This is a genomic window from Muricoccus pecuniae, from assembly GCF_014199205.1.
GTDB lineage: Bacteria > Pseudomonadota > Alphaproteobacteria > Acetobacterales > Acetobacteraceae > Roseomonas > Roseomonas pecuniae.
Window position 1 is genome coordinate 93,485 of sequence record NZ_JACIJD010000013.1, and the last position, 23,417, is coordinate 116,901.

Here is a 23,417-nt window from a genome sequence, read left to right on the forward strand (position 1 = left end):
TCCCGGCGCCCGATGGCGGGCGGGGCGGGCGGGGCATAGATTGCGCGGCGCATGACCGATTCCCCCCAACCGGCCCCCCTGGCCGTCCGCCACGAGCGGGCGCACGGCCTGGCCGAGCTGCGCTACGAGGCGGACGGGCCGCGCAGCGCGCTGCGCCACCTGCACCAGTGCGCGCCGCTGCGGGTGCTGTTCCCCAGGCCGGAGCCGGGGGAACCGCCCCTCGCTGCCCTGGTGAACACGGCGGGCGGGCTGGCGGGCGGGGACAGCCTGCGCGTGGAGGCGCTGGCGGGGGCGGGCACCACCGTCACCCTCTGCACCCCGGCGGCGGAGAAGCTCTACCGCTCCCTCGGCCCGGAGACGCGGGTCTCCACGGCCCTGCGGGCGGAGGCGGGGGCCGTGCTGGAATGGCTGCCGCAGGAGACGATCCTCTTCGACGGCGCGCGGCTGCGGCGGCGGCTGGAGGTGGATCTCGCCCCCGATGCGCGCTTCCTCGCCGCCGAGATGCTCGCCTTCGGCCGCGCGGCGCGGGGGGAGGCGTTTCGCCAAGGGATGCTGCACGATTCCTGGCGCCTGCGGGTGGGGGGGCGCCTCCGCTGGGCCGACGCGCTGCGGCTGGACGATCCGGGGGAGGCGCTGGCGGACCGCTTCGGCTTCGGCGGTGCCGCCTCCTTCGCCACCCTGCTCCTCGCCGCGCCCGATGCCGCGGCGCACCTCCCGCTCCTGCGGGAGATCGCGGGGCCGCTCGGCGCCGCGACCGTGCCGCGGGAGGGGGTGGCGCTCGCCCGCTGGCTCGGCCCCGCCGCCCCCGTGCGCGCCGCGCTGGCCGCCGCGATCCCCGCCCTGCGGGCGGCGGTGCTGGGGCTGCCGCCGCTGCTGCCGCGGCTCTGGACCACCTGACGGCGCCCTCGCCATACTCCCCCGCCCCTGATGGAACGGAACATGCATCCGAAAAACAAAGTTCCGAAGAGCAAAGTTCTGGGCCCCCCATGCACCTGACGCCGCGCGAGAAGGACAAGCTGCTGATCGCCATGGCCGCGCAGGTCGCGCGCCGGCGGCTGGAGCGCGGAGTGAGGCTGAACCACCCGGAGGCGGTCGCGCTGGTGACGGATTTCGTCGTGGAGGGCGCGCGGGACGGGCGCAGCGTGGCGGAGCTGATGCGCGACGGCGCCTCGGTCCTCACCCGCGCCCAGGTGATGGAGGGCGTGGCCGAGATGATCCACGAGATCCAGGTGGAGGCGACCTTCCCCGACGGCACGAAACTCGTCACCGTCCACGAGCCGATCCGTTGAGGAGGGGCCGCCGATGATCCCGGGAGAGCTGTTCACCGCCGCGGGCGAGATCGAGCTGAATGCGGGCCGCCCGGTGACGGAGCTGGAAGTGGCGAACACGGGCGACCGCCCGGTGCAGGTGGGCAGCCACTACCACTTCGCCGAGGCGAATCCCGAACTCGCCTTCGACCGCGAGAGGGCGCGCGGCATGCGGCTGGACATCGCCGCCGGCACCGCCGTTCGCTTCGAGCCGGGGCAGACGCGGGGCGTGCGCCTCGTCCCCTTCTCCGGCGCCCGCATCGTCCACGGCTTCCGCGGCGACGTGGAGGGAGCGCTCTAGCCATGCCCGCCCGCATCTCCCGCTCCGCCTATGCCGGCATGTACGGCCCCACCACGGGCGACCGCGTTCGGCTCGCCGACACCGACATCATCATCGAGGTAGAGCGCGACCTCACCACCTATGGCGAGGAGGTGAAGTTCGGCGGCGGCAAGGTGATCCGCGACGGCATGGGCCAGTCGCAGGTCGGGCGCGATGGCGGCGCGATGGACACCGTCATCACCAACGCGCTGATCCTCGACCATACCGGCATCCTCAAGGCGGATGTCGGCCTGCGCGACGGCCGCATCGCCGCCATCGGCAAGGCGGGCAATCCCGACACCCAGCCCGGCGTGGACATCGTCATCGGCCCGGGCACGGAGATCATCGCCTGCGAAGGCCGCATCCTCACGGCCGGCGGCATCGACGTGCACATCCACTTCATCTGCCCGCAGCAGATCGAGGAGGCGCTGGCCTCCGGCGTGACGACGATGTTCGGCGGCGGCACGGGCCCCGCGCACGGGACGCTGGCCACCACCGCGACCCCCGGCGCCTTCCACCTCGCCCGCATGCTGCAGGCGGCCGAGGGCTTCCCGATGAATCTCGGCTTCCTCGGCAAGGGCAACGCCGCCCTGCCGCGCGGGCTGGAGGAGCAGATCCTCGCCGGCGCCGCCGGGATGAAGCTGCACGAGGACTGGGGCACGACGCCCAAGGCGATCGACACCTGCCTCTCGGTCGCCGACGCGATGGACGTGCAGGTGGCCATCCACACGGACACGCTGAACGAGAGCGGCTTCGTCGAGAGCACGATCCGCGCCATCGGCGGCCGCACCATCCAGGCCTTCCACACGGAGGGCGCGGGCGGCGGCCATGCGCCCGACATCCTGCGCCTGGTGGGCGAGGCGAACGTGCTGCCGAGCAGCACCAACCCCACCATGCCCTACACGGTGAACACGCTGGACGAGCATCTCGACATGCTCATGGTGTGCCATCACCTCGATCCCCGCATCCCCGAGGACGTGGCCTTCGCCGAGAGCCGCATCCGGCGCGAGACCATCGCGGCGGAGGACATCCTGCACGACCTCGGCGCCATCTCCATGATGTCGTCGGACAGCCAGGCGATGGGCCGCGTGGGCGAGGTGATCATCCGGACCTGGCAGACCGCGCACAAGATGAAGCTGCAGCGCGGCCGCCTGCCCGGCGAGAGCGGCGACAACGACAATCTCCGCGCGCGCCGCTACGTCGCGAAGTACACGATCAACCCCGCCATCTCCCAGGGCATCGCCGAGCATGTCGGCAGCGTGGAGGTGGGCAAGCTCGCCGACCTCGTGATGTGGAGCCCCGCCTTCTTCGGCGTGAAGCCGGAGATGGTGCTGAAATGCGGCACCATCGCCATGGCGCCGATGGGCGACCCCAACGCCTCCATCCCCACGCCGCAGCCCGTGCACTACCGCCCGATGTTCGGCGCCTTCGGCCGCGCGCTGCCGGCGGTGGGCGTGACCTTCACCTCCGGGGCGGCGCTGGAGGACGGCATCGGCGAGCGGCTGCGGCTGGAGCGCCCGCTGCTGGCCGTGCGCAACACGCGCGGCGGCATCTCCAAGCACGACATGGTGCTGAACGACCTCTGCCCCCGCATCGAGGTGGATGCCGAGACCTATGAGGTGCGCGCGGACGGCGAGCTGCTGGTCTGCGAGCCCGCGCGCGTGCTGCCCATGGCGCAGCGCTATTTCCTGTTCTGAGAAACGCGATGACCGACGACACCTTGCCCCGCGCCACGAAGGTCCTCCCCGCCGGCGAGTGGAACGCCGTCGAGGCGCGCGATGCCGTGACGCTCGACTTCGACGACCGCCACCGACGCCGCCGCCGCTACACCGGGGAGGGCGGGCTCGCCTTCCTGCTCGATCTTCCCGAAGCGGCGGTGCTCTACGACGGCGACGGGCTGGCGCTGGAGGATGGCGGCGTCGTCGCCGTGCGCGCCGCGCCGGAGCCGCTGGTGGAGGTGACGTCAGGGGATCCCGCGCATTTCGCGCGCCTCGCCTGGCATCTCGGCAACCGCCACCTGCCGGCGGAGATCGGGGCGGGGCGCATCCTCATCCGCGACGACCACGTCATCACCGCCATGCTGCGCGGCCTCGGTGCCACGCTGCGGCAGGTGCAGGCGCCCTTCAACCCGGAAGGCGGCGCCTATGGCGAGCACAACCGCCAGACCGGCCACCATCACGGGCCGCAGCACGCGCATCATCACGGCCACGACCACGCGCATGACCACGGTCATAACCATGACCACGGGCATGACCATGACCAAGGGCACGACCATGCCCATGGGCACGCCCACGGCCACCACCATCACCACCATGGCTGAGGGCGACGCCGCCCTCTACCGCCTGCTGGCCTGGACATCCCCCGCCTATCCCGTGGGCGCCTACACCTACAGCCACGGGCTGGAAACGGCGGTGGAGGAGGGGGCGGTGGGGAACCGCGCCGACCTCGTCGCCTATGTGGAGGCGGCGCTGGGCCGTGGCGCCGGGGCGGTGGATGGGCCCCTGCTCGCCGCCGCCTGGCGCGCGGCCTCGGAGGATGACGAGACGGCGCTGGACGAGGTGGCCGATCTCGCCGCCGCCTGGCGCGGCACGGCCGAGACGGCGTTGGAGAGCGGCGCGCAGGGCACGGCCTTCGCCGCCGTCACGGCCGCCGCCTGGCCGGAGCCGCGCTTCGCCGCGCTCATGGCGCGCCATCCGCGGCGGCTGGTGCATCCCGTGGCCTTCGGCGCCGCGGCGGCCTGGAACGGCATCCCGCTGCGCGCCGCGCTCCTCAGCTGGCTCGGGGCCTTCGCGGCGAATCTCGTCTCCGCGGGCGTGCGCCTCGTGCCGCTGGGCCAGACGGATGGCCAGATCGCCACCGCCTCCCTGATGCCCGCCGTGCAGGGGGCGGCGGATTTCGCCCTCGCCGCCGCGCTGGACGGGATCGGCACCGCCGCGCCGCTGCTCGACCTTTTCTCCATGCGCCACGAAACGCAGTACACGAGGCTCTTCCGCTCATGAGCAAACCCGCGAACGGCCCCTTCCGCGTCGGCATCGGCGGCCCCGTCGGTTCCGGCAAGACGGCGCTGACGGACCGGCTGTGCAAGCACCTCCGCGACACGCACGACATCGCCGTCATCACCAACGACATCTACACGCGCGAGGACGCGGAGTTCCTCACCCGCTCCGGCGCGCTGGAACCCGCGCGCATCACCGGCGTGGAGACGGGCGGCTGCCCGCACACCGCCATCCGCGAGGACGCCTCGATCAATCTCGCCGCCGTGCAGGAGATGAACGAGCGCTTCCCCGGGCTGGAGATCCTCTTCATCGAGAGCGGCGGCGACAACCTCGCCGCCACCTTCTCCCCGGAGCTGGCGGACCTGACGATCTACGTCATCGACGTCTCGGCCGGGGACAAGATCCCGCGCAAGGGCGGGCCGGGCATCACGCGCTCCGACCTGCTGGTGATCAACAAGATCGACCTCGCCCCGCTCGTCGGCGCCGATCTCGGCGTGATGGACCGGGACTCCAGAAAGATGCGCGGGCAGCGCCCCTTCCTCTTCACCAACCTGAAGGAGAACCGGGGCGTGGCCGAGATCGCCGACTTCATCCTGCAATCCGGCGGCATCGATGCGCGCCGCCCCGTTGGGAGTGCCGCCTGATGCGCCGCCTCGTTCTCGCCGCCCTTCTCCTGCCCCTGCCGGCCCTCGCCCATACCGGGGCTGAGCACGGGGCAGGCCTCGCCGCCGGCCTTGCCCATCCGCTGGGCGGGGCGGATCACCTCATGGCCATGGTGGCGGTCGGTCTCTGGGCCGGGCTGCTCGGCGGGCGCGCGGCATGGGCGCTTCCCGCGGCCTTCCTCGCGGCGCTCGCGCTCGGCGCGGGGTTCGGCGCGGCGGGAGGGGCGATGCCCGCGGTGGAGGCGGGAATCGCTGCCTCCGTCATTGCCCTCGGGGCCCTGGCCGCGCTCGCCGCTCGCCCGCCGCTGGCGCTCTCCCTCGCCCTGGCCGCCCTCTTCGGTCTCCTGCACGGCTACCCGCACGGGGCGGAGACGCCCGCAGGGGCTTCCCCCCTGCTCTATGCCGCGGGCTTCCTCACGGCGACGGCGGGGCTGCACGGACTCGGTGTCCTGTGCGGCGCATGGCGGGCGCCGCGCGTGAGAATCTTCGCGCGCTCGGCGGGATTCGCGATGGCGGCAGCGATGTTTGTGGTCCTCATCACGGGATAGAATCCTGAACAGCTAGGGGCGGGACGGCGGCGGCGTGAGGTCCGTCGCCGTCCCGCGCTGGCCCGTGCGAGGCGTGGAGCGCGGGATGGTGCCCGGCGCACCCTGCGCCTCACGGCGCGGAGAAAGGGCCGCCACCCCGGCCGAGGGTCGGCCGGGCCGTGGCGCAGCCCGGAGAGCCGGCAGGGACCGCTCCTGCCTGCAGCACGCTTCCTCCGATACGCGCGTGAGGGCGAGCAGCGCGCATGCTCGCATCCGAAAGATTGAGATCCTGTAACGATTCTCCCGAAAGGAGTTCGGGGTGTCCGGCCCATGGCCCCGGGGACATGGCGAAGCCGTAACCTCGCTCGACCGGTCTGAGGTTCCCTGTCACCAAGAACGGTTCGCCTGGAACAGGACCTCTGCGTCCGCCCTGAGCTTGCGGCGAAAGAAAGGCGGCGAGCGGCACCGGAGCGTAGGACATCCGGGCTTTTCGCACCTGCACAACCAGTGATTGTCAGAATGTGAAACGAGGTGCGTTTTGTAGAGTAAAACAGGCATGCAGTCCTATAAAAGGGCTTCGTGCTCTCCAAAAGCTCACATCATTCCGGCATCACAAAAAGTTGACGCAACCTGAAGTTGAGGGTTAAGCCTTGCTCACGTTTTCGTGAGGAGGTCAGGATGACCATCAAGGGCGTCTACGTCGGCAACTCCACGACCGAGCTTCAGCAGTTCGAGAATTGGCTCGGCGCTGAGGTCGATGCGGTTCACGGCGTGGTCGGTTTCGCGAACTGGACCGATTTCACCAACAGCGCGAAATGGATGGTGAATACGCTCTGGAAGGGCATCAACGAGGAGATCCTCTGGTCCGTCCCGATCATCGTGAACGATGGCAGCTCGTCCCTCGCCAAGGCCGCGACCGGCGCCTATGACGGCTACTACAGGCAGGTCGCCCAGACCCTTCTCGCCGGGCGCGCCGGCGACAGCGACCCCATCTACGTCCGCACGGGCTGGGAAGCGAACGGCGACTGGTTCTTCTGGAACGCCATCGGCAAGGAGGCCGCCTTCAAGGGCGCGTTCCAGCACTTCGCCGACGCGTTCCACGGCGTCTCCAACCGGTTCAAGATCGAGTGGAACATCAACTACGCCGAGGGCGGGATCGACCCGGCGACGATCTATCCCGGCGACAAGTACGTCGACGTCATCGGCATGGACTTCTACTGGGTCCTGGAACACCAGGGCACCGACCCCACGACCGCCTGGAACAAGATCCAGAACGCCAAGTACGGGCTGAACTGGCTCGAGAACTTCGCCAAGGCCCATGGCAAGCCCACCGCCTATTCCGAGTGGGGCATCGAGTCGAACAACGCCGGCCCCTATCTCGCGAAGGCCAAGGCCTGGTTCGACAGCCACAACGTCGCCTACCAGAGCTACTGGGACTACACGATGGGCGGGGACGTGATCGCCCTCTCGGACGGGACGCTCCCGGCCTCCGGCGGGGCCTTCAAGCAACTCTTCGGGGCCGGCAGCACGACGACCCCGCCTGTCATCCCCCCGACCGAGCCGACGACCGGCACGACACCCCCGGGCGTGATCGCCGGGACCTCCGGCAAGGAGGCGCTGAACGGTACCTCGGGTGCCGACACCCTCCGGGGCAGCGGCGGCGACACGCTCTCGGGTGGTGCGGGCGACGACACCTATGAGGTGAACTCGCTGGCCGACATCGTGGTCGAGGCCTCGGGCAACGGCACCGACACCGTCACGACATGGATCGACGGCTACGTCCTGCCCGACAATGTCGAGAACCTCGTCCTCACCGGCACGGGCTGGAACACGGCCAGCGGCAACGGGCTCGCCAACAGCCTGACCGGCAACGACTCCGCCAACATCCTCAACGGTCGCGGCGGCAATGACCTGCTGACGGGTGGCGGCGGCAACGACACCTTCGTCATCGCCCGCGGCGAGGGCAACGACACGATCACCGACTTCAGGGCCGGGGTCGGGGCGGGCGACGTGCTGAAGCTCGACGGCTTCTCCTTTGCCGACTTCGCCGCCCTCAAGGCCGCCGCCACCCAGTCCGGCGCCGACCTCGTCATCAGGCTCGCCAGCGACCAGACCCTGACGCTCCGCGGCGTCCAGCTCTCCTCGCTCGCCAGCGACGATGTCAGCCTCGTCAACATCAAGGCCGCCGCCCCCACGCCCGTGGTGCCTCCCACGACCCCCACGGATTCGGGCAGTCCGGCCCTGGGCGGGGCGACGACGAACACGATCCGCGGCACCTCGGCCAGGGAGGCGCTGAACGGCACCTCGGGCAACGACCTGCTCCTCGGCTCGGGCGGCGACACGCTCTCGGGCGGTGCGGGCGACGACACCTATGAGGTGAACTCGCTGGCCGACATCGTGGTCGAGACCTCGGGCAACGGCATCGACACCGTCACGACCTGGATCGACGGCTACGTCCTGCCCGACAATGTCGAGAACCTCGTCCTCACCGGCACGGGCTGGAACACGGCCAGCGGCAACGCGCTCGCCAACAGCCTGACCGGCAACGACTCCGCCAACATCCTCAACGGTCGCGGCGGCAACGACCTGCTCACGGGCGGCGGCGGCAACGACACCTTCGTCATCGCCGGCGGCGAGGGCAACGACACGATCACCGACTTCAGGGCCGGGGTCGGGGCGGGCGACGTGCTGAGGCTCGACGGCTTCTCCTTCGCCGACTTCGCCGCCCTCAAGGCCGCCGCCACCCAGTCCGGCGCCGACCTCGTCATCAGGCTCGCCAGCGACCAGACCCTGACGCTCCGCGGCGTCCAGCTCTCATCGCTCGCCAGCGACGATGTCAGCCTCGTCAACATCAAGGCCGCCGCCCCCACGCCCGTGGTGACGGCACCCGTGGCGACGACACCGACGACGACGGGCGGGACCGCCGCGGCCAGCGTGGCGACCACGAACAACATCTGGGGCGGCACGGGGACCGACACCCTCCACGGCACGGATGCGAACGACCGCATCGCCTCGGTCGGCGGGAGCGACCGGATGAGCGGCGGCAAGGGCAACGACACCTATGTCATCTACTCCGGCACGGAGCAGGTGATCGAGAAGGCGGGGGAGGGGGTCGACACGGTCGAGACCTGGATCGGCAAGTATGCCCTGGCCGCCAATGTCGAGAACCTTGTCATCATCGGCACGAGCTGGACGCAGGGCACCGGCAACGACCTGGCCAACACCATCGTCGGCAATTCGAGCCCGAACGTACTGGACGGGCGCGGCGGCAACGACCTGCTCACGGGTGGCCGGGGCAACGACACCTTCGTCATCGGCAAGGGCCTGGGGATGGACACGATCACCGACTTCCGCCCCCATGCCTGGGGCGGCGAGGCGGACACGATCCAGCTCACGGGCTTCGGCTCGGGCGCGAGGCTGTCCAATGCCGGGAGCCTGTTCAGCGTCACCGCCTCGGACGGCTCGGTCACGCAGTTCACCCTGAACGGGGTGACCTCGCTGGGCAGCAACGACCTCGTCTGGGCCTGACCCGGCGCCCGCGAAGGGCCGGACTGCCGAGGCGCCCTCCGGGGCGCCTCGGTGCATTTCGGAAGGCGGCTAGCCGAGAACGCCGTCCACCTCGCGCGCGAGGGCGTGGACATGCGGTTCGGTGATGATGCTCAGATGGTCGCCCGGCACGACCCGCACCTCGATCCCGCCCCTGGCCGCCTTGCGCCAGGCCGGCTCGGAATCGAAGGCCTCGCGGCTCGCGGCCCGGATGAAGACCAGCTTGCCGGCGTAGCGGCCGGGCTTGTAGCCCCGGATGGCCGTCAGGATAGCGCCGCGCACCCGGCGCAGCTCGGGCGGCAGATGCGCCTCGTGCATCACGCCGCCCACCAGGTCCGGGCGCTTGGGCGGCAGGCCGAAGCGCGCGCGCAGGCGATCCAGCACCACTGTCGCCTTGCCCTTCACATGGTTCAGCCTCTGCCCCGGCTCCGCCCGGAACACGGCCTGCATGTCGCGGATCGGGCGCATGGCACGGTAGCGCAGGGACTGGTTCAGGGGCAGGAAGCGGGCGTGGATGCCGCTGTCGATGAGGATGAGGTTCTCTACCTTCTCCCCGGCCTCCGAGAGTTGCCGCGCGATCTCGAAGGCGACCAGCCCGCCGAAGGAGTAGCCGCCGAGGCTGTAGGGCCCGTGCGGCTGCACCCCGCGGATGAGCGCGGCATAGTCCCGCGCCATCTCCACCACGCAGGCCTGCGGGTCCTTCCCCGCCTCCAGCCCGCGCGCCTGGATGCCGTAGATCGGCCGCGGCGTGCGGAGCGCGCGCCGGAGCGGCCACAGCTCCAGCACCGTGCCGGCCATGCTGTGGACGAGGAAGAGGGGATGGCCCTCCCGCCCCGGGCGCATCAACGCGATCTGGCCGGGATTCGGGCCCTCCTCCGCCTCCAGCGCCTCCGCGAGCTGGCGGAGGCGGGGCGCGCGCAGCAGGAGGCCGATCGGCAGGTCGCGCCCGGTCATCTCGCGGAGGTCGGCGAAGAGGCGGGCGGCCATGAGCGAGCTGCCGCCCAGCTCGAAGAAATCGTCCTCCGGCTCGATCGTCTCGAGGCCGAAGAGCTCCTCCCAGAGACGGCGGATCCGCTCCTCCATCGTCGCGGCGGGCGGGGCCGGCTCGCGGCGCGGGGTGGGGCGGGGCGCGAAGAGGTGCGGGTTCTCCCGCAGCTCGTCGAGGCTCGCGGGATTCGCCAGGGCGCGGATGTTGCGGACGGGGCGGGCGTTCACGACGTCCGTCACCGAGGCTTCCGACTGCTTCCCGCTATGCGTCACCGGCAGCGCGCCGACCGCGACGATGACCTCCGGCACATGCGCCGGGGAGGCCTGAAGCGCGAGCTCCCGCCGGATGCGGCCCATCAGGGCGGAGGTGAGCGACACCCCTTCCGCCAGGACGAGGAGCAGCACCATCCGGGCCTCGGGCGACCAGGGACCGGGCCCCTGCTCGACGGCCATCGCGCCGCGGATCTCCGGCCAGGCGGAGAGGATCCGGTAGATCTCCGCCGGCCCCACGCGGATGCCGCGGATGTTGAGCACGCCGTCGGAGCGCCCGTGCAGGCGCACGCCGCCGCCGGGGGTGATGGAGATCAGGTCCCCCTGGGTCCAGCGCCCGGGATGTTGCGAGAAATAGGCCTGGTGGAAGCGCGCGCCGTCGGGATCGTCGAGGAAGCCGAGGGGGCGGGAGGGGAAGGGATTGGCGCAGACCAGCTCCCCGATCGGGCTGCCGGCCGAGGCGCCCTCGGCGCGCACGTCCATGCCGAGGCTCCGGCACTGGGCCTCCCCCGCGCGCACGGGCAGCAGGGGTGAGCCGAGGACGAAGCAGCCGAGGATGTCCGTGCCGCCGGAGATGGACTGCACCGGCACCTTGCGGACATGGCTCCAGATCCAGGCATAGGCGTCCTCGTAGAGGATCGAGCCGGTGGAGAGGATCGAGCGCAGGGCCGAGAGGTCGAAGTCGCTGGCCGGCACGAGGTCGGAGCCGGCGCAGAGGCGCAGATAGGGCGGGCTGGTGCCGAAGACCGTCACCGCCTCCCGCGCGACGATCTCCCAGAGCGTGCCCGCGCCCTCGATCGGCCCGTCATAGAGGACGATCCGGGTGCCAGAGGCGAGGGCGGCGATCTGCCAGTTCCACATCATCCAGGAGGGGGAGGTGTGGAAGAACAGCGTGTCACCCGGCAGCAGGTCGCAGTGCAGCCGGTGCTCCTTCACCTGCTCCAGCAGCACGCCGCCGGTGCCGTGGACGATGCATTTCGGCCGCCCCGTCGTGCCCGAGGTGAACATGACGAAGAGCGGGTGGTTGAAGGGAAGGCGCGGCCATTCCACCTGGGGCAGGCGCGGCCCGGCCAGGAGCTCGCCGAGCCCGTGCACGGGGATGGGAAGGCCCGGCAGCTCCGCCACGCCGTCCAGGGCGATGACGGCGCGCAGGTCCGGCAGGGCGGCGGCGATGGCGGCAACGCGCGCGGCCAGGGGCTCGCCCGTGTCGAAGTCCCGCGGGGCGAGATGGGCGAAGAGGAAGCGGGGGCGGATCTGGGCGAAGCGCTCGGCCACGGCCTCGGCGCCCATCTCCGGGCCGGCGGCCGAGAAGGTGGCGCCCAGCGCCGTGGCGGCCAGGGCGACGACCAGGGTGTCGGAGCCGTTGCGGGCCACGGCCGCCACGCGATCCCCTGCGCCGAGCCCCATGGCGCGCAGGGCGCCCGCGACGTGCTCGACCCTCTCGCGCAACCCGGCGCGGGTGAGGCGGACGGTCTCAACCCCGGCGCGCACGGAAACCACGGCCACGTCCTCGGGATCGAAGGCCGGGGAGAGCAGGTTGTCCGCGAAGTTCGTCCGCACCTCCGGGAAGAAGCGCGCGCTCTCGATCTCGTCCCCGAGGCAGGCCGGCTCGGCCTCTCCGTCCCAGCGCAGCCCGGACCAGTCCAGGAAGCCGCGCCAGAAGCTCCGGAAGTCCCGCACGGACCAGGCATGGAAGTCCGCCTGCTCGATGAAGTTCTCGCCGGTGCGGCGATGCATCTCCTCCATGAAGCGGCGAAGCTGCGACCAGCGCGCCGCCTCCCGCGCTTCATGGAGCATGAGCGGCGATTGTTGCAGGAGGGGCAGGTCGGCCAGCGAACTTCTTGTGCCTGTTGCCTGGTCCATGGAGCTGTAGGGTCCTTTCCGAATGGAAAAAGAGCAGCACCGATCCACCGCACGAAGGCGACGAAGCCGTCTTGGCCCACCGATCTGTCGTGATTGGTTAGTTGTTTCTCGCCAGGACCAGAGACGGGCCCAGGCATTCAATGTGGCGAAAACCCCTCAGGTTTTCTCCTAAAAATGACGTGAAGCGGTTTTGGACAGATTTTTGATACGTTTCGATCCGCAGGCCCAAGGGTTTCACATGCGAGAGCCGCACGCTTCCCCGCCCATCGACGTCGCCATTCATGTCATGAGTTCTGACGCGTTCCTTCGCACGGAATATGAACTTCTGGAAAGTGAATTGTGCGATGCGGAATTGGATCGCGCGCGACGTTTCAGGTCGGTGCGGCACAGGCAGGCCTATGTAGCCGCCCACGCCTTGCAGAGATGGCAGTTCGCCCGGCTCGGCGTCCCCGCCGGGGAGCGCGGCGCGCCGCCAGCCGATCGGCGCGCGAGCCTGACCCATGCCGACGGCCTCGTGGCCTGCGCCCTGGCCTCGGAGGGCGCGGTGGGCGTGGATGCGGAGTGGCTGGGCGGGGTGGCTGACCTATCCGCCGTCGCGCGTCACGCGCTGGCGCCGGGCGAGCAGGAGTGCCTTCGCATTGCCGCGCCAGGGGAGGCGCGCGAGTTGTTCATACGTTTCTGGACGGCGAAGGAGGCCGTGTCCAAGGCCCTGGGGCAGGGCCTGGCGCTCCCTTTTGAGGGCATCGTCCTCGCCCAGGATCCCCTTCGCGTGACCGCCCTACCCCCCGCCTGCGGCCATCCGCACGAGTGGCACCTGGAGGACCGCCGGGTCGGCGACCACCGGCTCGCGCTTGCCCTGAGGCGGCCGGAAGGCCGCGGCGTCGTGGTGCGTTGGGAAACGGTGACGCTGGAAAGACTCGTCCGCGGGACCTGACCGGCCCCGCTAGGCCCGGTGGTGGCGCAGGGCGCCCATTCCCATTCCCGTGCCCCTGGGCAGGCGATTCCCCGTGTCGTGCCCCGCCGGGACGGCCGGCTGCGGTTCCGGCTTGTGGGTCTCGGGCCAGGACACGAGGACGAGGAGCTGGAGGACGACGGAGGAGTTCACGAGATAGCCGCCCAGGAAGAGATAGGTGAACCCCAGGGGCACCCGCAGCTCCGGCCGGGCGAGCACGAAGCTCCGGGTGAAGTAGGTGAAGTAGAGGACGAAGCCCACGAGCCCGTACTCATAGGCGATCTTGCCCCAGGTCGGGTCGAAGGCGCCGTAGCTGAGCCGGTTGAAGTACTCCATGACAGTCCCGGGGCCGCGGCCGAAGAGTACCGTCCAGAGGTCCGTGATGATGAACTGCCCGAGCACGAAGAAGATGGAGAGGAAGCGCCCGAAGGCGCTCGAATCCTGGCTGGAGAACTCGGAGACGCGGTTGGTGATGGCGGAGAGGTGCAGCGACGGTCCGAAGGCGAGCACGACCGCGAGGCCGATCAGCCCGATGACGACCAGCTCGTAGCGCTTCCGGGAGATGATGTACCAGGGCAGGAACAGGGCCAGGGTCATCATGCCCGTGCCGGAATAGCTGCACAGGATGCCGGCCGCGATCACGCCCAGGCGCAAGAGCCGCAGCCCCCGCAGCAACTCGACGATGAGGCCGATCGCGAGGAACTGGCAGAAGAAGGAGGGCTCAGCGAAGAAGTAGCCGTTGCTCTTGAGGATGGGCGAATCCCAGACGATCGGGATGATGTAGTTGAAGCCCGGCAGCAGGATCGTGGCCGGGGCGAAGTTCTCGATCGGGAAGGCGAGGCTTCGCCCGACCACGAATTGCGAGAAGAACTGCGCCAGCCCGAGCAGCGCCGCGACGAAGGCGAAGTTCGCGGTGAAGCGCAGCAGCCGCTCGAAGTCGAAGGAGCCCTTGGTGTAGCGGAAGACGAAGGCGCTCTGGATGACGACGAGGTACATCCAGGAGGTGGTCGAGAGCCTGATGCTGTCGCTGGCCAGGAAGCTGACGATCGTCGAGGTCAGGAACATCAGGAAGAAGGTCAGCCGCCAGCCATCCACCACGAGCTTCCCGCGCAGCAGCAGGAGCACGACCGTGAGCAGGAGCATGGGCGTGCTGATGGGGATGGCGGTTTCGGTCCCGCCCGTGCCGGGGATGGCGATCTTCTGCAGCACCGTGCCGCTCAGGATAAGCAGGCAGGAGAGGCGGAAGGAGAGATTCGTGCTGTCCGTCTCGGCGATCCGGTAGCGCGGGCCGGGGAGGGCCTGCGTCCGCGACGGCGGGCCGAAGACGGAGGGGTTCCGCAAGGGGTGGGTCACTGACATGCGCTGCTACCGCTCCCCGCTCTTGTGCACCGCAGCATGATATAGGTCATCCACCCCGCGGCGGCGACCGCTTCCCCCTTCCAGGGCCGTAACATGGGCGCGCGCGGGCAGCGCGGCGGCAGCCGGGGCGGGAAGCGCCGGGAGGGGTGGGTTGTCACGCAAGCGGGCCATTCCTGGCATGGGTAGCATGTCGCGGGGTGGGAGCGAGGCCCAACAACGCCCGGTCTAAAAATCGTGAAGAGTTCTCTTCCCCGGGAGGGCGGCGGCCCCGCGTCTCCGTTCCCGCATGAAAAAGCCCCGGCGGATCGCTCCGCCGGGGCCGTTCCTGATCCCCGCCGGGATCAGCCGAGGCGCTCGCCGTGCAGCGAGACGTCCAGGCCCTCGCGCTCCTCCTCCTCGGTGACGCGGAGGCCGACGATCACGTCCACGATCTTCAGCAGGATCCAGGTGGCGACCGCGGTGAAGACGAAGACCGCGACGGTGGCATAGAGCTGGATGATGAACTGGCCCATGCCGCCCGACACGCCTTCCGGCAGCGCCGGGGTGGCCGAGAGCGGGCCGTAGGCGAAGACGCCGGTCAGCAGCGCGCCGACGATGCCGCAGAGCCCGTGCACGCCGAAGGCGTCCAGGCTGTCGTCATAGCCGCACCAGTGCTTGAGGGCGGTGGCGCCCCAGAAGCCCGTGAGCCCCGCGACGACGCCGATGATCAGCGCGGGCACCGGCAGCACGAAGCCCGCGGCGGGGGTGATGGCGACCAGCCCCGCCACCGCGCCGGAGATGGCACCGAGGACGGAGGGCTTGCCCTTCACGGCCCATTCCGCGAACACCCAGGCGAGCGCCGCGACGCCGGCGGCGACCTGCGTCACCAGCATGGCCATGCCCGCGCGGCCGCCGGCCGAGCCGGCCGAGCCCGCGTTGAAGCCGAACCAGCCCACCCAGAGCAGGGAGGCGCCGATCACGGCGAGCGCGAGGTTGAAGGGCGCCATGTTGTCGTGCCCCAGGCCCACGCGGCGGCCGAGCACCACGGCGGCGACGAGGCCGGCCACGCCCGCATTGATGTGCACCACCGTGCCGCCCGCGAAGTCGAGCGCGCCGAGGGCGAAGATCCAGCCATTCGGGTGCCACACCCAGTGGGCGACGGGGCAGTAGACCACCAGCAGCCAGAGGATGGTGAAGAGCACCATGGCCGAGAACTTCATCCGCTCGGCGAAGGCGCCGGTGATGAGGGCCGGGGTGATGATGGCGAAGGTCATCTGGAACATCAGGAAGACCGTCTCGGGGATGGTGAAGGCCACCGCCGATTCGCCCGAGCCCAGGGTGAAGGGCTTGTCCCAGTTCTCCGCCACGCCGCGCAGCAGCAGCTTGGAGAGGTCGCCGACATAGGCGCCGCCCTCGCCGAAGGCGAGGCTGTAGCCGACCAGCATCCACACCACCGTCGCGACCGCGGTGATGGTGAAGGACTGCATCAGCGTCCCCAGGATGTTCTTCTTCCGCACCATGCCGGCGTAGAAGAGGGAGAGGCCCGGCACGGTCATCATCAGGACCAGCGCCGTGGAGGTCATCATCCAGGCGGTGTCGCCCGTGTTCACCACCGCCTCGGCGGCGGCGGCGGCGGCGGCCTCGGCGGCCGCGCCCGGGGTGTCCTGCGCCAGGGCGGGCCCGGCGGCCAGGGCGGCGGCCACGGCCGCCATCGCCCAGTGGCGCAGGCCGGCGCGCATATGGGGTCGCATCGTCTCTTCCTTCGTCATCTCTGTCACAGGGCCCCGGCGTCCGTCTCGCCCGTGCGGATGCGCAGCGCCCGCTCGAGGTCGAGCACGAAGACCTTGCCGTCGCCGATCTTGCCGGTGCGCGCGGTGGTGGCGATCGCCTCCACCACGGCGTCCACCAGCTCGCCCGGCACCGCCACCTCGATCTTCAGCTTCGGGAGGAAGGAGACCTGGTACTCCGCGCCGCGGTAGATCTCCGTCTGGCCCTTCTGCCGGCCGAAGCCCTTCACCTCGGTCACCGTCAGCCCCTGCACGCCGAGCGGGGTGAGCGCCTCGCGCACCTCGTCCAGCTTGAACGGCTTGATGATCGCCATCACCAACTTCATCGTCTCGCGGCCCCCTTCCTCCGCTTGCATGGAGGGGCTGATGCGAGTTGCGTGCCACGCCCGTTACAAGGGCCGGGGGTGGCGCGCGGCGTTGCCTTGCCTAAATGATGGGCAGATAACCGCTCCGTGATGCAGGACAGATCCATGATGCTCCCCGATGCCGTGACGACCGGGATCGTAGCGCCTGTCGCCGCAACGACCGAGGCCGAGACCGCGGGGGGCGGTGCGACCGAGCTGGACGTGCTGGTGATCGGCGCCGGCCCGGCCGGGGGCACGCTGGCGGCCACCCTCGCCACCGCCGGCCTCTCGGTCGCCGTGGTGGATGCCCAGGCCCTGCCGCCGATGGAGCTGCCCGCCTTCGACGGCCGCGCCTACGCCATCGCCGCCGGGAGCCGGAACCTGCTGGACGCCGCGGGGCTGTGGGACCTGCTGCCCGAGACGCCCTGCCCCATCACCGGCATCCGCGTGAGCGACGGGCGGCCGGGCGAGCGCCCCTCCCGGCTGCATCTGCACTTCGACGCCGCCGAAATGGGAGAGGAGGCCTTCGGCTGGATGGTCGAGGCCCGCGCGCTCCGCGTGGCGCTGAACGCCCGGCTGGCGGCGCTGCCCAACCTCCTTCTCCTCGCGCCGGCGACGGCCGAACTGGAGCGGCGGCCCGAGGGCGTGGTCGCGCGCCTCTCCGACGGGCGGGTGCTGCGGGCGCGGCTGGCCGTCTCGGCCGAGGGGCGCAACAGCGCGCTGCGCGGCGGGGCCGGCATCGGCGCCGCGCGGCTGGACTACCGCACCGCCGGGATCGTCTGCGCCATCGCGCATGAGCGGCCGCACAGGGGCACGGCGCTGGAGGCCTTTCTCCCCAACGGCCCCTTCGCCCAGCTCCCGCTCTCCGACGCCCTCCCGGAAGGCGAGGGGGAGAGGTCCCGCGCGGCGCGGGAGGGCTTCCCCCATGCCTCGGCCATCGTCTGGTCCGAGCGCGCCTCCCTCGCCCCGCATTTCATGGCCATGCCCCCGGAGGCCTTCACGCGGGAGGTGGCGCGGCGCATGGGCGACCATCTCGGCGCCCTCAGGCTGGTGGGCGGGCGCTGGTCCTATCCCATCACCGCGCTCCAGGCGCTGCGCTTCACCGATACGCGCCTCGCCCTGGTGGGAGATGCGGCGCACGGCATCCACCCCATCGCGGGGCAGGGGCTGAACGTGGGCTTCCGCGACGTCGCCGCCCTGGCCGAGCTGGTGGTGGCGGCGAAGGCGGCGGGCGGGGATGTCGGCGCGCCCTCCCTCCTCGCGGCCTACCAGGCGGCGCGGCGGCCGGATTCCCTGATGATGCTCGGCGCCACCCACGTGCTGGAGCGCCTCTTCGGCAACGACATCGCCCCCGTGCGGATCGCCCGGCGCCTGGGCATCGCGGCGGTGGACCGCATCCCCGCCCTCAAGGGCTTCTTCGCCCGGCAGGCCATGGGGCTCGGCGGCGGCGCGGCCTCCGGGCTGCTGGCGGGGCGGGGGCTGATGCGGGTGGGGTAGGGCCTCACCCCCGCCGCAGCGCCCCGAGGGGCAGGCGGTTGGACACCTTCAGCCGGTCCAGCACGATGGAGGAGCGCACGCGCGCCACGCTCTCATGCGGCAGCAGCACGTCGTTCACGAGGGCGGAGAGCTCCTTCAGGTCCGGCACCACGGCCTTGAGCAGGTAGTCGGCGTCGCCCGTCATGGCATAGGCCTCCTGCACCTCCTCCAGCCGCGAGACGAGCTCGCGGAAGCGCTGGGCGTTGTCGCGGCTGTGGGTGGCGAGCGTGACCTGCACGAAGACGAGGAGCCGCAGCCCCAGCGGCTCGGCCGCCAGCTCCGCGTGATAGCCGCGGATCACCCCCGCCGCCTCCAGCGCCAGCCTCCTGCGCGAGCACTGAGAGGGGGAGAGCCCCACCCTCTCCCCCGCCTCCCCGTTCGTCAGCCGCCCGTCCTCCTGCAGCGCCGCGAGGAGGCGAAGGTCGATGGCGTCGAGCGTGACCGTTCCTTGCATGGATGAAGTCTAGCGCGCGAGATCCGTGCGTCCAGCGCCGGATTCGCCGCGTCTTCGCACGCCTCTCGCGGGGATCCGGGCCTAGCCTGTCCCTCAATAGAGGAGACATCCATGGGCCCCTTCCCGCACGACGCCCCCCGCGCGACCATCACGGAGCACAACCCCGCCGGCACGGACGGCTTCGGCTTCGTCGAGTATGCGAGCCCCGAGCCGGAGAAGCTCCACGCCCTCTTCCGCCAGATGGGCTTCACCGCCGTCGCGCGGCACCGGACGAAGCGGAGCACCCTCTACCGCCAGGGCGACATCAACTATCTCCTGACGGAAGAACCCAACTCCCACGCGGTGAGCTTCGCGGGCGAGCACGGTCCCTGCGTGCCCTCCATGGCCTTCCGCGTGGTGGACGCGAAGCACGCCTTCGAGCGCGCGCTCGCCAACGGCGCCGAGGCCGCGACCGAGGGGAAGACGATGGACCTGCCCGCCATCAAGGGCATCGGCGGGTCGCTGCTCTACTTCATCGACCAGTACGGCGAGGGCCGCTCCGCCTATGACGCGGAGTTCGAGTGGCTGGGGGCGCGCGATCCCTGGCCGGTGGGCGCGGGCCTCTACTACATCGACCATCTCACCCACAACGTGTTCCGCGGCCGGATGGACGTCTGGTACGATTTCTACAGCCGCATCTTCAACTTCCGGCAGATCCGCTACTTCGACATCAAGGGCGAGTATACGGGCCTCTTCTCCCGCGCGCTGACCTCCCCCGACGGCCGCATCCGCATCCCGCTGAACGAGAGCGCGGACGAGGAGAGCCAGATCGAGGAGTACCTGCGCGCCTACAAGGGCGAGGGCATCCAGCACATCGCCTGCGGCTGCGACGACATCTACGGCACGATCGAGGGGCTGCGCGAGGCCGGGCTGAACTTCATGCCCTCCCCGCCCGACGCCTATTACGAGAAGGTCGATGCCCGCCTGCCCGGCCATGGCGAGGACCTCGCGCGCTTGAAGCGCAACGGCATCCTCGTGGACGGGGAGGGCGTGGTGGAGGACCGCCGCGCGCGGCTGCTTCTGCAGATCTTCTCCGCCAACGTCATCGGCCCCGTCTTCTTCGAGTTCATCGAGCGCAAGGGCGATGACGGCTTCGGCGAGGGCAACTTCCGCGCCCTCTTCGAGAGCATCGAGGAGGACCAGCTCCGCCGCGGCGTGCTCTCCGGCGCGAAGCAGGCGGCGGAGTAGGGGCGGACAGCCCCCGGGAGGAGGGACCTCCCGGGGGCGCTTCCCGCTTTACTCCATCACGATGTTCGCGCGCTGCGCGACGGCCTTCCACTTCACCTGCTCGGCGCGCAGGAAGGCCGCGAATTCCTGCGGCCCTTCCGCCAGGGCCGTCGTGCCCGCCTCGTCGAAGCGGGCCTTCACGCCGGGATCGCGCATCGCCTCGGCGAAGGCCTCGTAGAGCGTGTCGAGAACCGGCGCGGGCGTGCCGGCCGGCGCCACGACGCCGCCGGAGCCGATGCTGGTGAAGCCCGGCAGCCCCGCCGCTTCCGCCACGGTCGGAAGATCGGGCAGGTGCTTCTGGCGCGTGTCGGAGGTGACGCCGAGCGCGCGCAGCTGCCCGTCCCGCACGAGCGGCAGGGCGGAACCCGCGCTCTCGAAGGCGAAGCCGAGCGAGCCGGCCATCAGGTCGGTCAGCATCGGCCCCGCGCCGCGATAGGGGATGTGCTGCGCCGCGACGCCGATGCCCTGGAGGAACAGCTCCCCCGTCATGTGCTGGGTGGAGCCGGGGCCGCTGGAGCCGTAATTCGCCCCGCCCGCCTTCAGCCGCCGCACCAGCTCCGCCGCGTCGCGCGGCCCGTCCTTCGGCACGATGAGGAGCAGCGGCCCCTCGAAGATGCGGATGACCGGCACGAAGTCCCGCTCCGCGTCATAGGGGATGTTCCGCATGGTGGCGGGGTTGATCGCCAGCGTCGCCAGGCTGCCGAAGCCGAGCGTGTAGCCATCGGGCGCCGCGCGCGCGACGGCCTGCATCCCGATCGTGCCGCTCGCGCCCGCGCGGTTCTCCGTGACCACGCGGCTCCCCTTGAAGCGGCCCTCGGAAACCTTGTCCGCCATCAGCCGGCAAAAGATGTCGTTCGCCTGGCCCGGCGGGAAGGGCACGATGATGCGGACGGGGCGGGTGGGAAAGGATTGGGCCTGGGCGCGGGCCGCGGCCGCGGCCAGCAGCAGGCCCAGGGCCGCGCGGCGGGGCAGGGTGGTCATCTCGTTTCCTCCGGTGCTCTCTCTTGTCGTTACAGGGCGGCCAGCGCCGAGGGGTCGCTACTCGGCGGCCAGCGCCGCGGGGCCTTCGGCGTGCAGCGTGCCCTCGGCCAGCAGGGCCGCGATCGCGGCCTCGTCCAGCCCGGCCTCGCGAGCGATCTCCACCCCGTGCTCCCCCGGGCGGGGCGGCTGGCGGCGGAGCGCGGTGCGGGCGCCGCCCATCAGCACGGGCAGGCCGGGAATGCCCGCCACCGGCACGGCAGGCGCCCCGCCCGGCGCGCTGGCCGCGCTCGCCATCTCCACCGGCAGGAGGCCGCCGGAGGCCAGGAGATGCGGGTCGTCGAACAGGTCGGCGGGCTTGGCGATGGGGGCGAAGGGCAGGCCCAGCGCCTCGCAGCGCGCCATCAGCGCGGCCTGCGGGATGCCGCGGAACACCTCCGCCACCCGCGCGCCGATCCGCGGCCGCGCGGCGGCGAGCTGCTGCATCCCGGCGAGCGCGGGGTCGGAGAGCAGGTCCTCCAGCCCGAACTCGCGGCAGAAGGCCCCCCATTGCGTGGTGGTGACGACGCCGACGAAGACCTGGCGCCCGGGCTCGGCGCTCTCGAACACGTCGTAGACCGGCCAGGGCTTGGGCATGGCCTTGTCCCCGAAGGGGGTGGGGTTGCTGCCGGTGATGGCCGCCGCCGCCATGTGCTGGGCGACGAGCAGCATGTTCGTCTCGAACAATCCGGACTGGATCGGGCCGCCGCGCCCCGTCGCTTCGCGCTCGCGCAGGGCGGCGAGGATGGCGACCGCCCCGAAGACGCCGCCCATGATGTCGTTGATGGAGGTTCCGGCGCGGAGCGGCTGGCCGGGCGGGCCGGTCATGTAGGCCAGGCCGCCCATCATCTGCACCACCTCGTCCAGCGCCGCGCGCTTCTCGTAGGGGCCGGGCAGGAAGCCCTTGCAGGAGAGGTAGATCAGGCGCGGGTTGAGCGCGGAGAGCGCCTCCCAGCCCAGGCCGAGCGCGTCCATGGCGCCCGGGCGGAAGTTCTCCAGCACCACCTCCGCCCCGGCCGCCAGCCGCCTCACCAGGGCGAGGCCGGCGGGCTTCTTCATGTCCACGCAGAGGGAGCGCTTGTTGCGGTTGAAGGTGGGGAAGAAGCCGATGGCCGGGCCCGTCAGGCGGCGCGAGTTGTCGCCCCCCGGCGCGGGCTCGACCTTGATCACGTCGGCGCCGAGATCGGCCAGCACCATCCCGCAGCTCGGCCCCATGACCATGTGGGAGAACTCGATCACCCGCACCCCCTCCAGGGGCAGGCGCCCCAGGGACGGGCGCCGGGGGAGGGCGGGCAGGGGTTCCGGCGCCGCGGGACGGGCGGCGGGGCGGTAGGTGCGCGGCACGCCGGCGGCGGCCAGGCGGCCGTGCAGGGGCTCGTCCGGCAGTCCCTCGCGCAGCGGCCCGCGCGCGGCGATGAGGGCGGGAAGGTCGATGCCGGTGGCGAAGCCCTCGGATTCCAGCATGTTGACGAGGTCCTCGGTGCAGGCATTGCCCACCGAGCCCGGGGCGTAGGGGCAGCCGCCCAGCCCGCCTAGCGCCGCGTCGAAGCCGCGCACGCCTTCCTCCAGCGCGGCCAGCGCGTTCGCGAGGGCGGTGCCGAGGGTGTCGTGCAGGTGCAGGTTGCCGAAGCGCGCCTCTCCCACCTCCGCGCGCACCGCGCGGACGAGGCGGCGGACATGGGAGGGGGTGGCGTAGCCGAGCGTGTCGGCGAGGGCGACGCTGTCCGCCCCCGCGCGGAGAAGGTCGGCGGCGAGGGCCACCACCTCCCCCTCATCCACCCACCCCTGGAGGGAGCAGCCGAAGGCGGTGGAGATCCCGGCCTCGATCCGCGGCGCCGCCTCGCCGAGGCCGCGGGCCCATTCGGCCACCCGCGCCACCTCCGCCACCTGCTCGGCGCGGCTGCGCCGGACATTGGCGCGGCTGTGCGCCTCGCTCGCCGAGACCGGGATGATGACCGATTGCGCCCCTGCGGCGGCGGCGTTCTGCGCCCCGCGCAGGTTGGGGGCCAGAGCCACGACACGGAGCGCCGGATGGGCGGCGCGGACGGCGCGCACCACCTCCGCCGCATCGGCCATCCCCGGCATGGCGGCGGGCGGCACGAAGCTCGCCACCTCCATCTCCCTGATGCCGGCGGCGACCATGGCGGCGATCCAGCGGAGCTTCGCCGCCGTCGGCATGACGGCCTTCACCATCTGCAGCCCGTCGCGCGGGCCGACCTCTCGCACCGTGAGCATGGGTCCCTCCC

At 71.3% G+C, this 23,417-nt stretch carries 19 protein-coding genes; 12 read left to right on the forward strand and 7 right to left on the reverse strand.

Annotation, left to right across the window (positions count from 1 at the left end; translation table 11 throughout):
- The first annotated feature begins 51 nt into the window (after nucleotides 1-51).
- The 9 genes from FHS87_RS14885 (at nucleotide 52) to FHS87_RS14925 (ending at nucleotide 9,339) form a co-directional block, all read left to right on the forward strand.
- On the forward strand, nucleotides 52-897 hold the full coding sequence (locus FHS87_RS14885; protein ID WP_184519940.1) for an urease accessory protein UreD: 846 nt from the start codon (nucleotides 52-54) through the stop codon (nucleotides 895-897).
- A gap of 89 nt (nucleotides 898-986) precedes the next feature.
- On the forward strand, nucleotides 987-1,289 hold the full coding sequence (locus FHS87_RS14890; RefSeq protein ID WP_184519943.1) for an urease subunit gamma: 303 nt from the start codon (nucleotides 987-989) through the stop codon (nucleotides 1,287-1,289).
- Between the two features lie 13 nt (nucleotides 1,290-1,302).
- Nucleotides 1,303-1,608, forward strand: coding sequence for an urease subunit beta (locus FHS87_RS14895; protein ID WP_184519947.1), 306 nt, complete (start codon nucleotides 1,303-1,305; stop codon nucleotides 1,606-1,608).
- Between the two features lie 2 nt (nucleotides 1,609-1,610).
- The gene (gene ureC / locus FHS87_RS14900) at nucleotides 1,611-3,323 is read left to right on the forward strand and encodes an urease subunit alpha (RefSeq protein ID WP_184519950.1); all 1,713 of its coding nucleotides are present in this window, start codon (nucleotides 1,611-1,613) and stop codon (nucleotides 3,321-3,323) included.
- A gap of 8 nt (nucleotides 3,324-3,331) precedes the next feature.
- Nucleotides 3,332-3,946, forward strand: a complete 615-nt coding sequence (locus FHS87_RS14905; RefSeq protein ID WP_184519953.1) for an urease accessory protein UreE — start codon at nucleotides 3,332-3,334, stop codon at nucleotides 3,944-3,946.
- Nucleotides 3,876-4,625 (forward strand): urease accessory protein UreF, encoded by a 750-nt coding sequence (locus tag FHS87_RS14910; protein ID WP_376766440.1) that lies wholly within the window; start codon nucleotides 3,876-3,878, stop codon nucleotides 4,623-4,625. Before FHS87_RS14905 ends, FHS87_RS14910 begins: the two co-directional genes overlap by 71 nt.
- The gene (gene ureG / locus FHS87_RS14915; RefSeq protein ID WP_184519955.1) at nucleotides 4,622-5,266 is read left to right on the forward strand and encodes an urease accessory protein UreG; all 645 of its coding nucleotides are present in this window, start codon (nucleotides 4,622-4,624) and stop codon (nucleotides 5,264-5,266) included. Before FHS87_RS14910 ends, ureG begins: the two co-directional genes overlap by 4 nt.
- Nucleotides 5,266-5,832 (forward strand): HupE/UreJ family protein, encoded by a 567-nt coding sequence (locus FHS87_RS14920; RefSeq protein ID WP_184519958.1) that lies wholly within the window; start codon nucleotides 5,266-5,268, stop codon nucleotides 5,830-5,832. The genes ureG and FHS87_RS14920 overlap by 1 nt, the downstream gene beginning before the upstream one ends.
- A gap of 657 nt (nucleotides 5,833-6,489) precedes the next feature.
- Nucleotides 6,490-9,339 carry a glycosyl hydrolase gene (locus FHS87_RS14925; protein WP_184519961.1) on the forward strand — a complete coding sequence of 950 codons (2,850 nt, stop codon included), beginning with the start codon at nucleotides 6,490-6,492 and terminating at the stop codon, nucleotides 9,337-9,339.
- A 69-nt stretch (nucleotides 9,340-9,408) separates the two neighbouring features.
- Here FHS87_RS14925 and FHS87_RS14930 read toward each other — a convergent pair whose 3' ends face one another.
- Nucleotides 9,409-12,411 carry an acetoacetate--CoA ligase gene (locus FHS87_RS14930; protein ID WP_184519964.1) on the reverse strand — a complete coding sequence of 1,001 codons (3,003 nt, stop codon included), beginning with the start codon at nucleotides 12,409-12,411 and terminating at the stop codon, nucleotides 9,409-9,411.
- A 304-nt stretch (nucleotides 12,412-12,715) separates the two neighbouring features.
- On the opposite strand from FHS87_RS14930, the gene FHS87_RS14935 reads away from it, so the two are divergent.
- The gene (locus FHS87_RS14935; RefSeq protein ID WP_184519967.1) at nucleotides 12,716-13,411 is read left to right on the forward strand and encodes a 4'-phosphopantetheinyl transferase family protein; all 696 of its coding nucleotides are present in this window, start codon (nucleotides 12,716-12,718) and stop codon (nucleotides 13,409-13,411) included.
- Nucleotides 13,412-13,420: 9 nt separating this feature from the next.
- Here the strand turns inward: FHS87_RS14935 and FHS87_RS14940 are convergent, their stop codons facing one another.
- The 3 genes from FHS87_RS14940 to FHS87_RS14950 form a co-directional block, all read right to left on the reverse strand.
- Entirely contained in the window at nucleotides 13,421-14,788 is a 1,368-nt protein-coding gene (locus FHS87_RS14940) for a hypothetical protein (protein ID WP_184519970.1), read from the reverse strand.
- 341 nt (nucleotides 14,789-15,129) lie between these two features.
- Nucleotides 15,130-16,518: an ammonium transporter gene (locus tag FHS87_RS14945; protein ID WP_281394457.1), complete on the reverse strand. Its 1,389-nt coding sequence runs from the start codon at nucleotides 16,516-16,518 to the stop codon at nucleotides 15,130-15,132.
- A 23-nt stretch (nucleotides 16,519-16,541) separates the two neighbouring features.
- Nucleotides 16,542-16,880 (reverse strand): P-II family nitrogen regulator, encoded by a 339-nt coding sequence (locus FHS87_RS14950; RefSeq protein ID WP_184520131.1) that lies wholly within the window; start codon nucleotides 16,878-16,880, stop codon nucleotides 16,542-16,544.
- 144 nt (nucleotides 16,881-17,024) lie between these two features.
- Here FHS87_RS14950 and FHS87_RS14955 point away from each other — a divergent pair, with 144 nt between their 5' ends.
- The gene (locus FHS87_RS14955; protein WP_246418422.1) at nucleotides 17,025-18,395 is read left to right on the forward strand and encodes an FAD-dependent monooxygenase; all 1,371 of its coding nucleotides are present in this window, start codon (nucleotides 17,025-17,027) and stop codon (nucleotides 18,393-18,395) included.
- A 4-nt stretch (nucleotides 18,396-18,399) separates the two neighbouring features.
- Here FHS87_RS14955 and FHS87_RS14960 read toward each other — a convergent pair whose 3' ends face one another.
- Entirely contained in the window at nucleotides 18,400-18,888 is a 489-nt protein-coding gene (locus tag FHS87_RS14960) for an Lrp/AsnC family transcriptional regulator (RefSeq protein ID WP_184519972.1), read from the reverse strand.
- 111 nt (nucleotides 18,889-18,999) lie between these two features.
- Between FHS87_RS14960 and hppD the strand changes: the two genes are divergently transcribed.
- Entirely contained in the window at nucleotides 19,000-20,115 is a 1,116-nt protein-coding gene (hppD, locus tag FHS87_RS14965) for a 4-hydroxyphenylpyruvate dioxygenase (RefSeq protein ID WP_184519974.1), read from the forward strand.
- Nucleotides 20,116-20,163: 48 nt separating this feature from the next.
- On the opposite strand, the gene FHS87_RS14970 is transcribed toward hppD, so the two are convergent.
- Both FHS87_RS14970 and FHS87_RS14975 read right to left on the reverse strand, forming a co-directional pair.
- Nucleotides 20,164-21,135, reverse strand: coding sequence for a Bug family tripartite tricarboxylate transporter substrate binding protein (locus FHS87_RS14970; protein WP_184519976.1), 972 nt, complete (start codon nucleotides 21,133-21,135; stop codon nucleotides 20,164-20,166).
- Nucleotides 21,136-21,192: 57 nt separating this feature from the next.
- Nucleotides 21,193-23,406, reverse strand: a complete 2,214-nt coding sequence (locus FHS87_RS14975) for a hydroxymethylglutaryl-CoA lyase (protein ID WP_184519978.1) — start codon at nucleotides 23,404-23,406, stop codon at nucleotides 21,193-21,195.
- Between the last annotated feature and the right edge of the window lie 11 nt (nucleotides 23,407-23,417).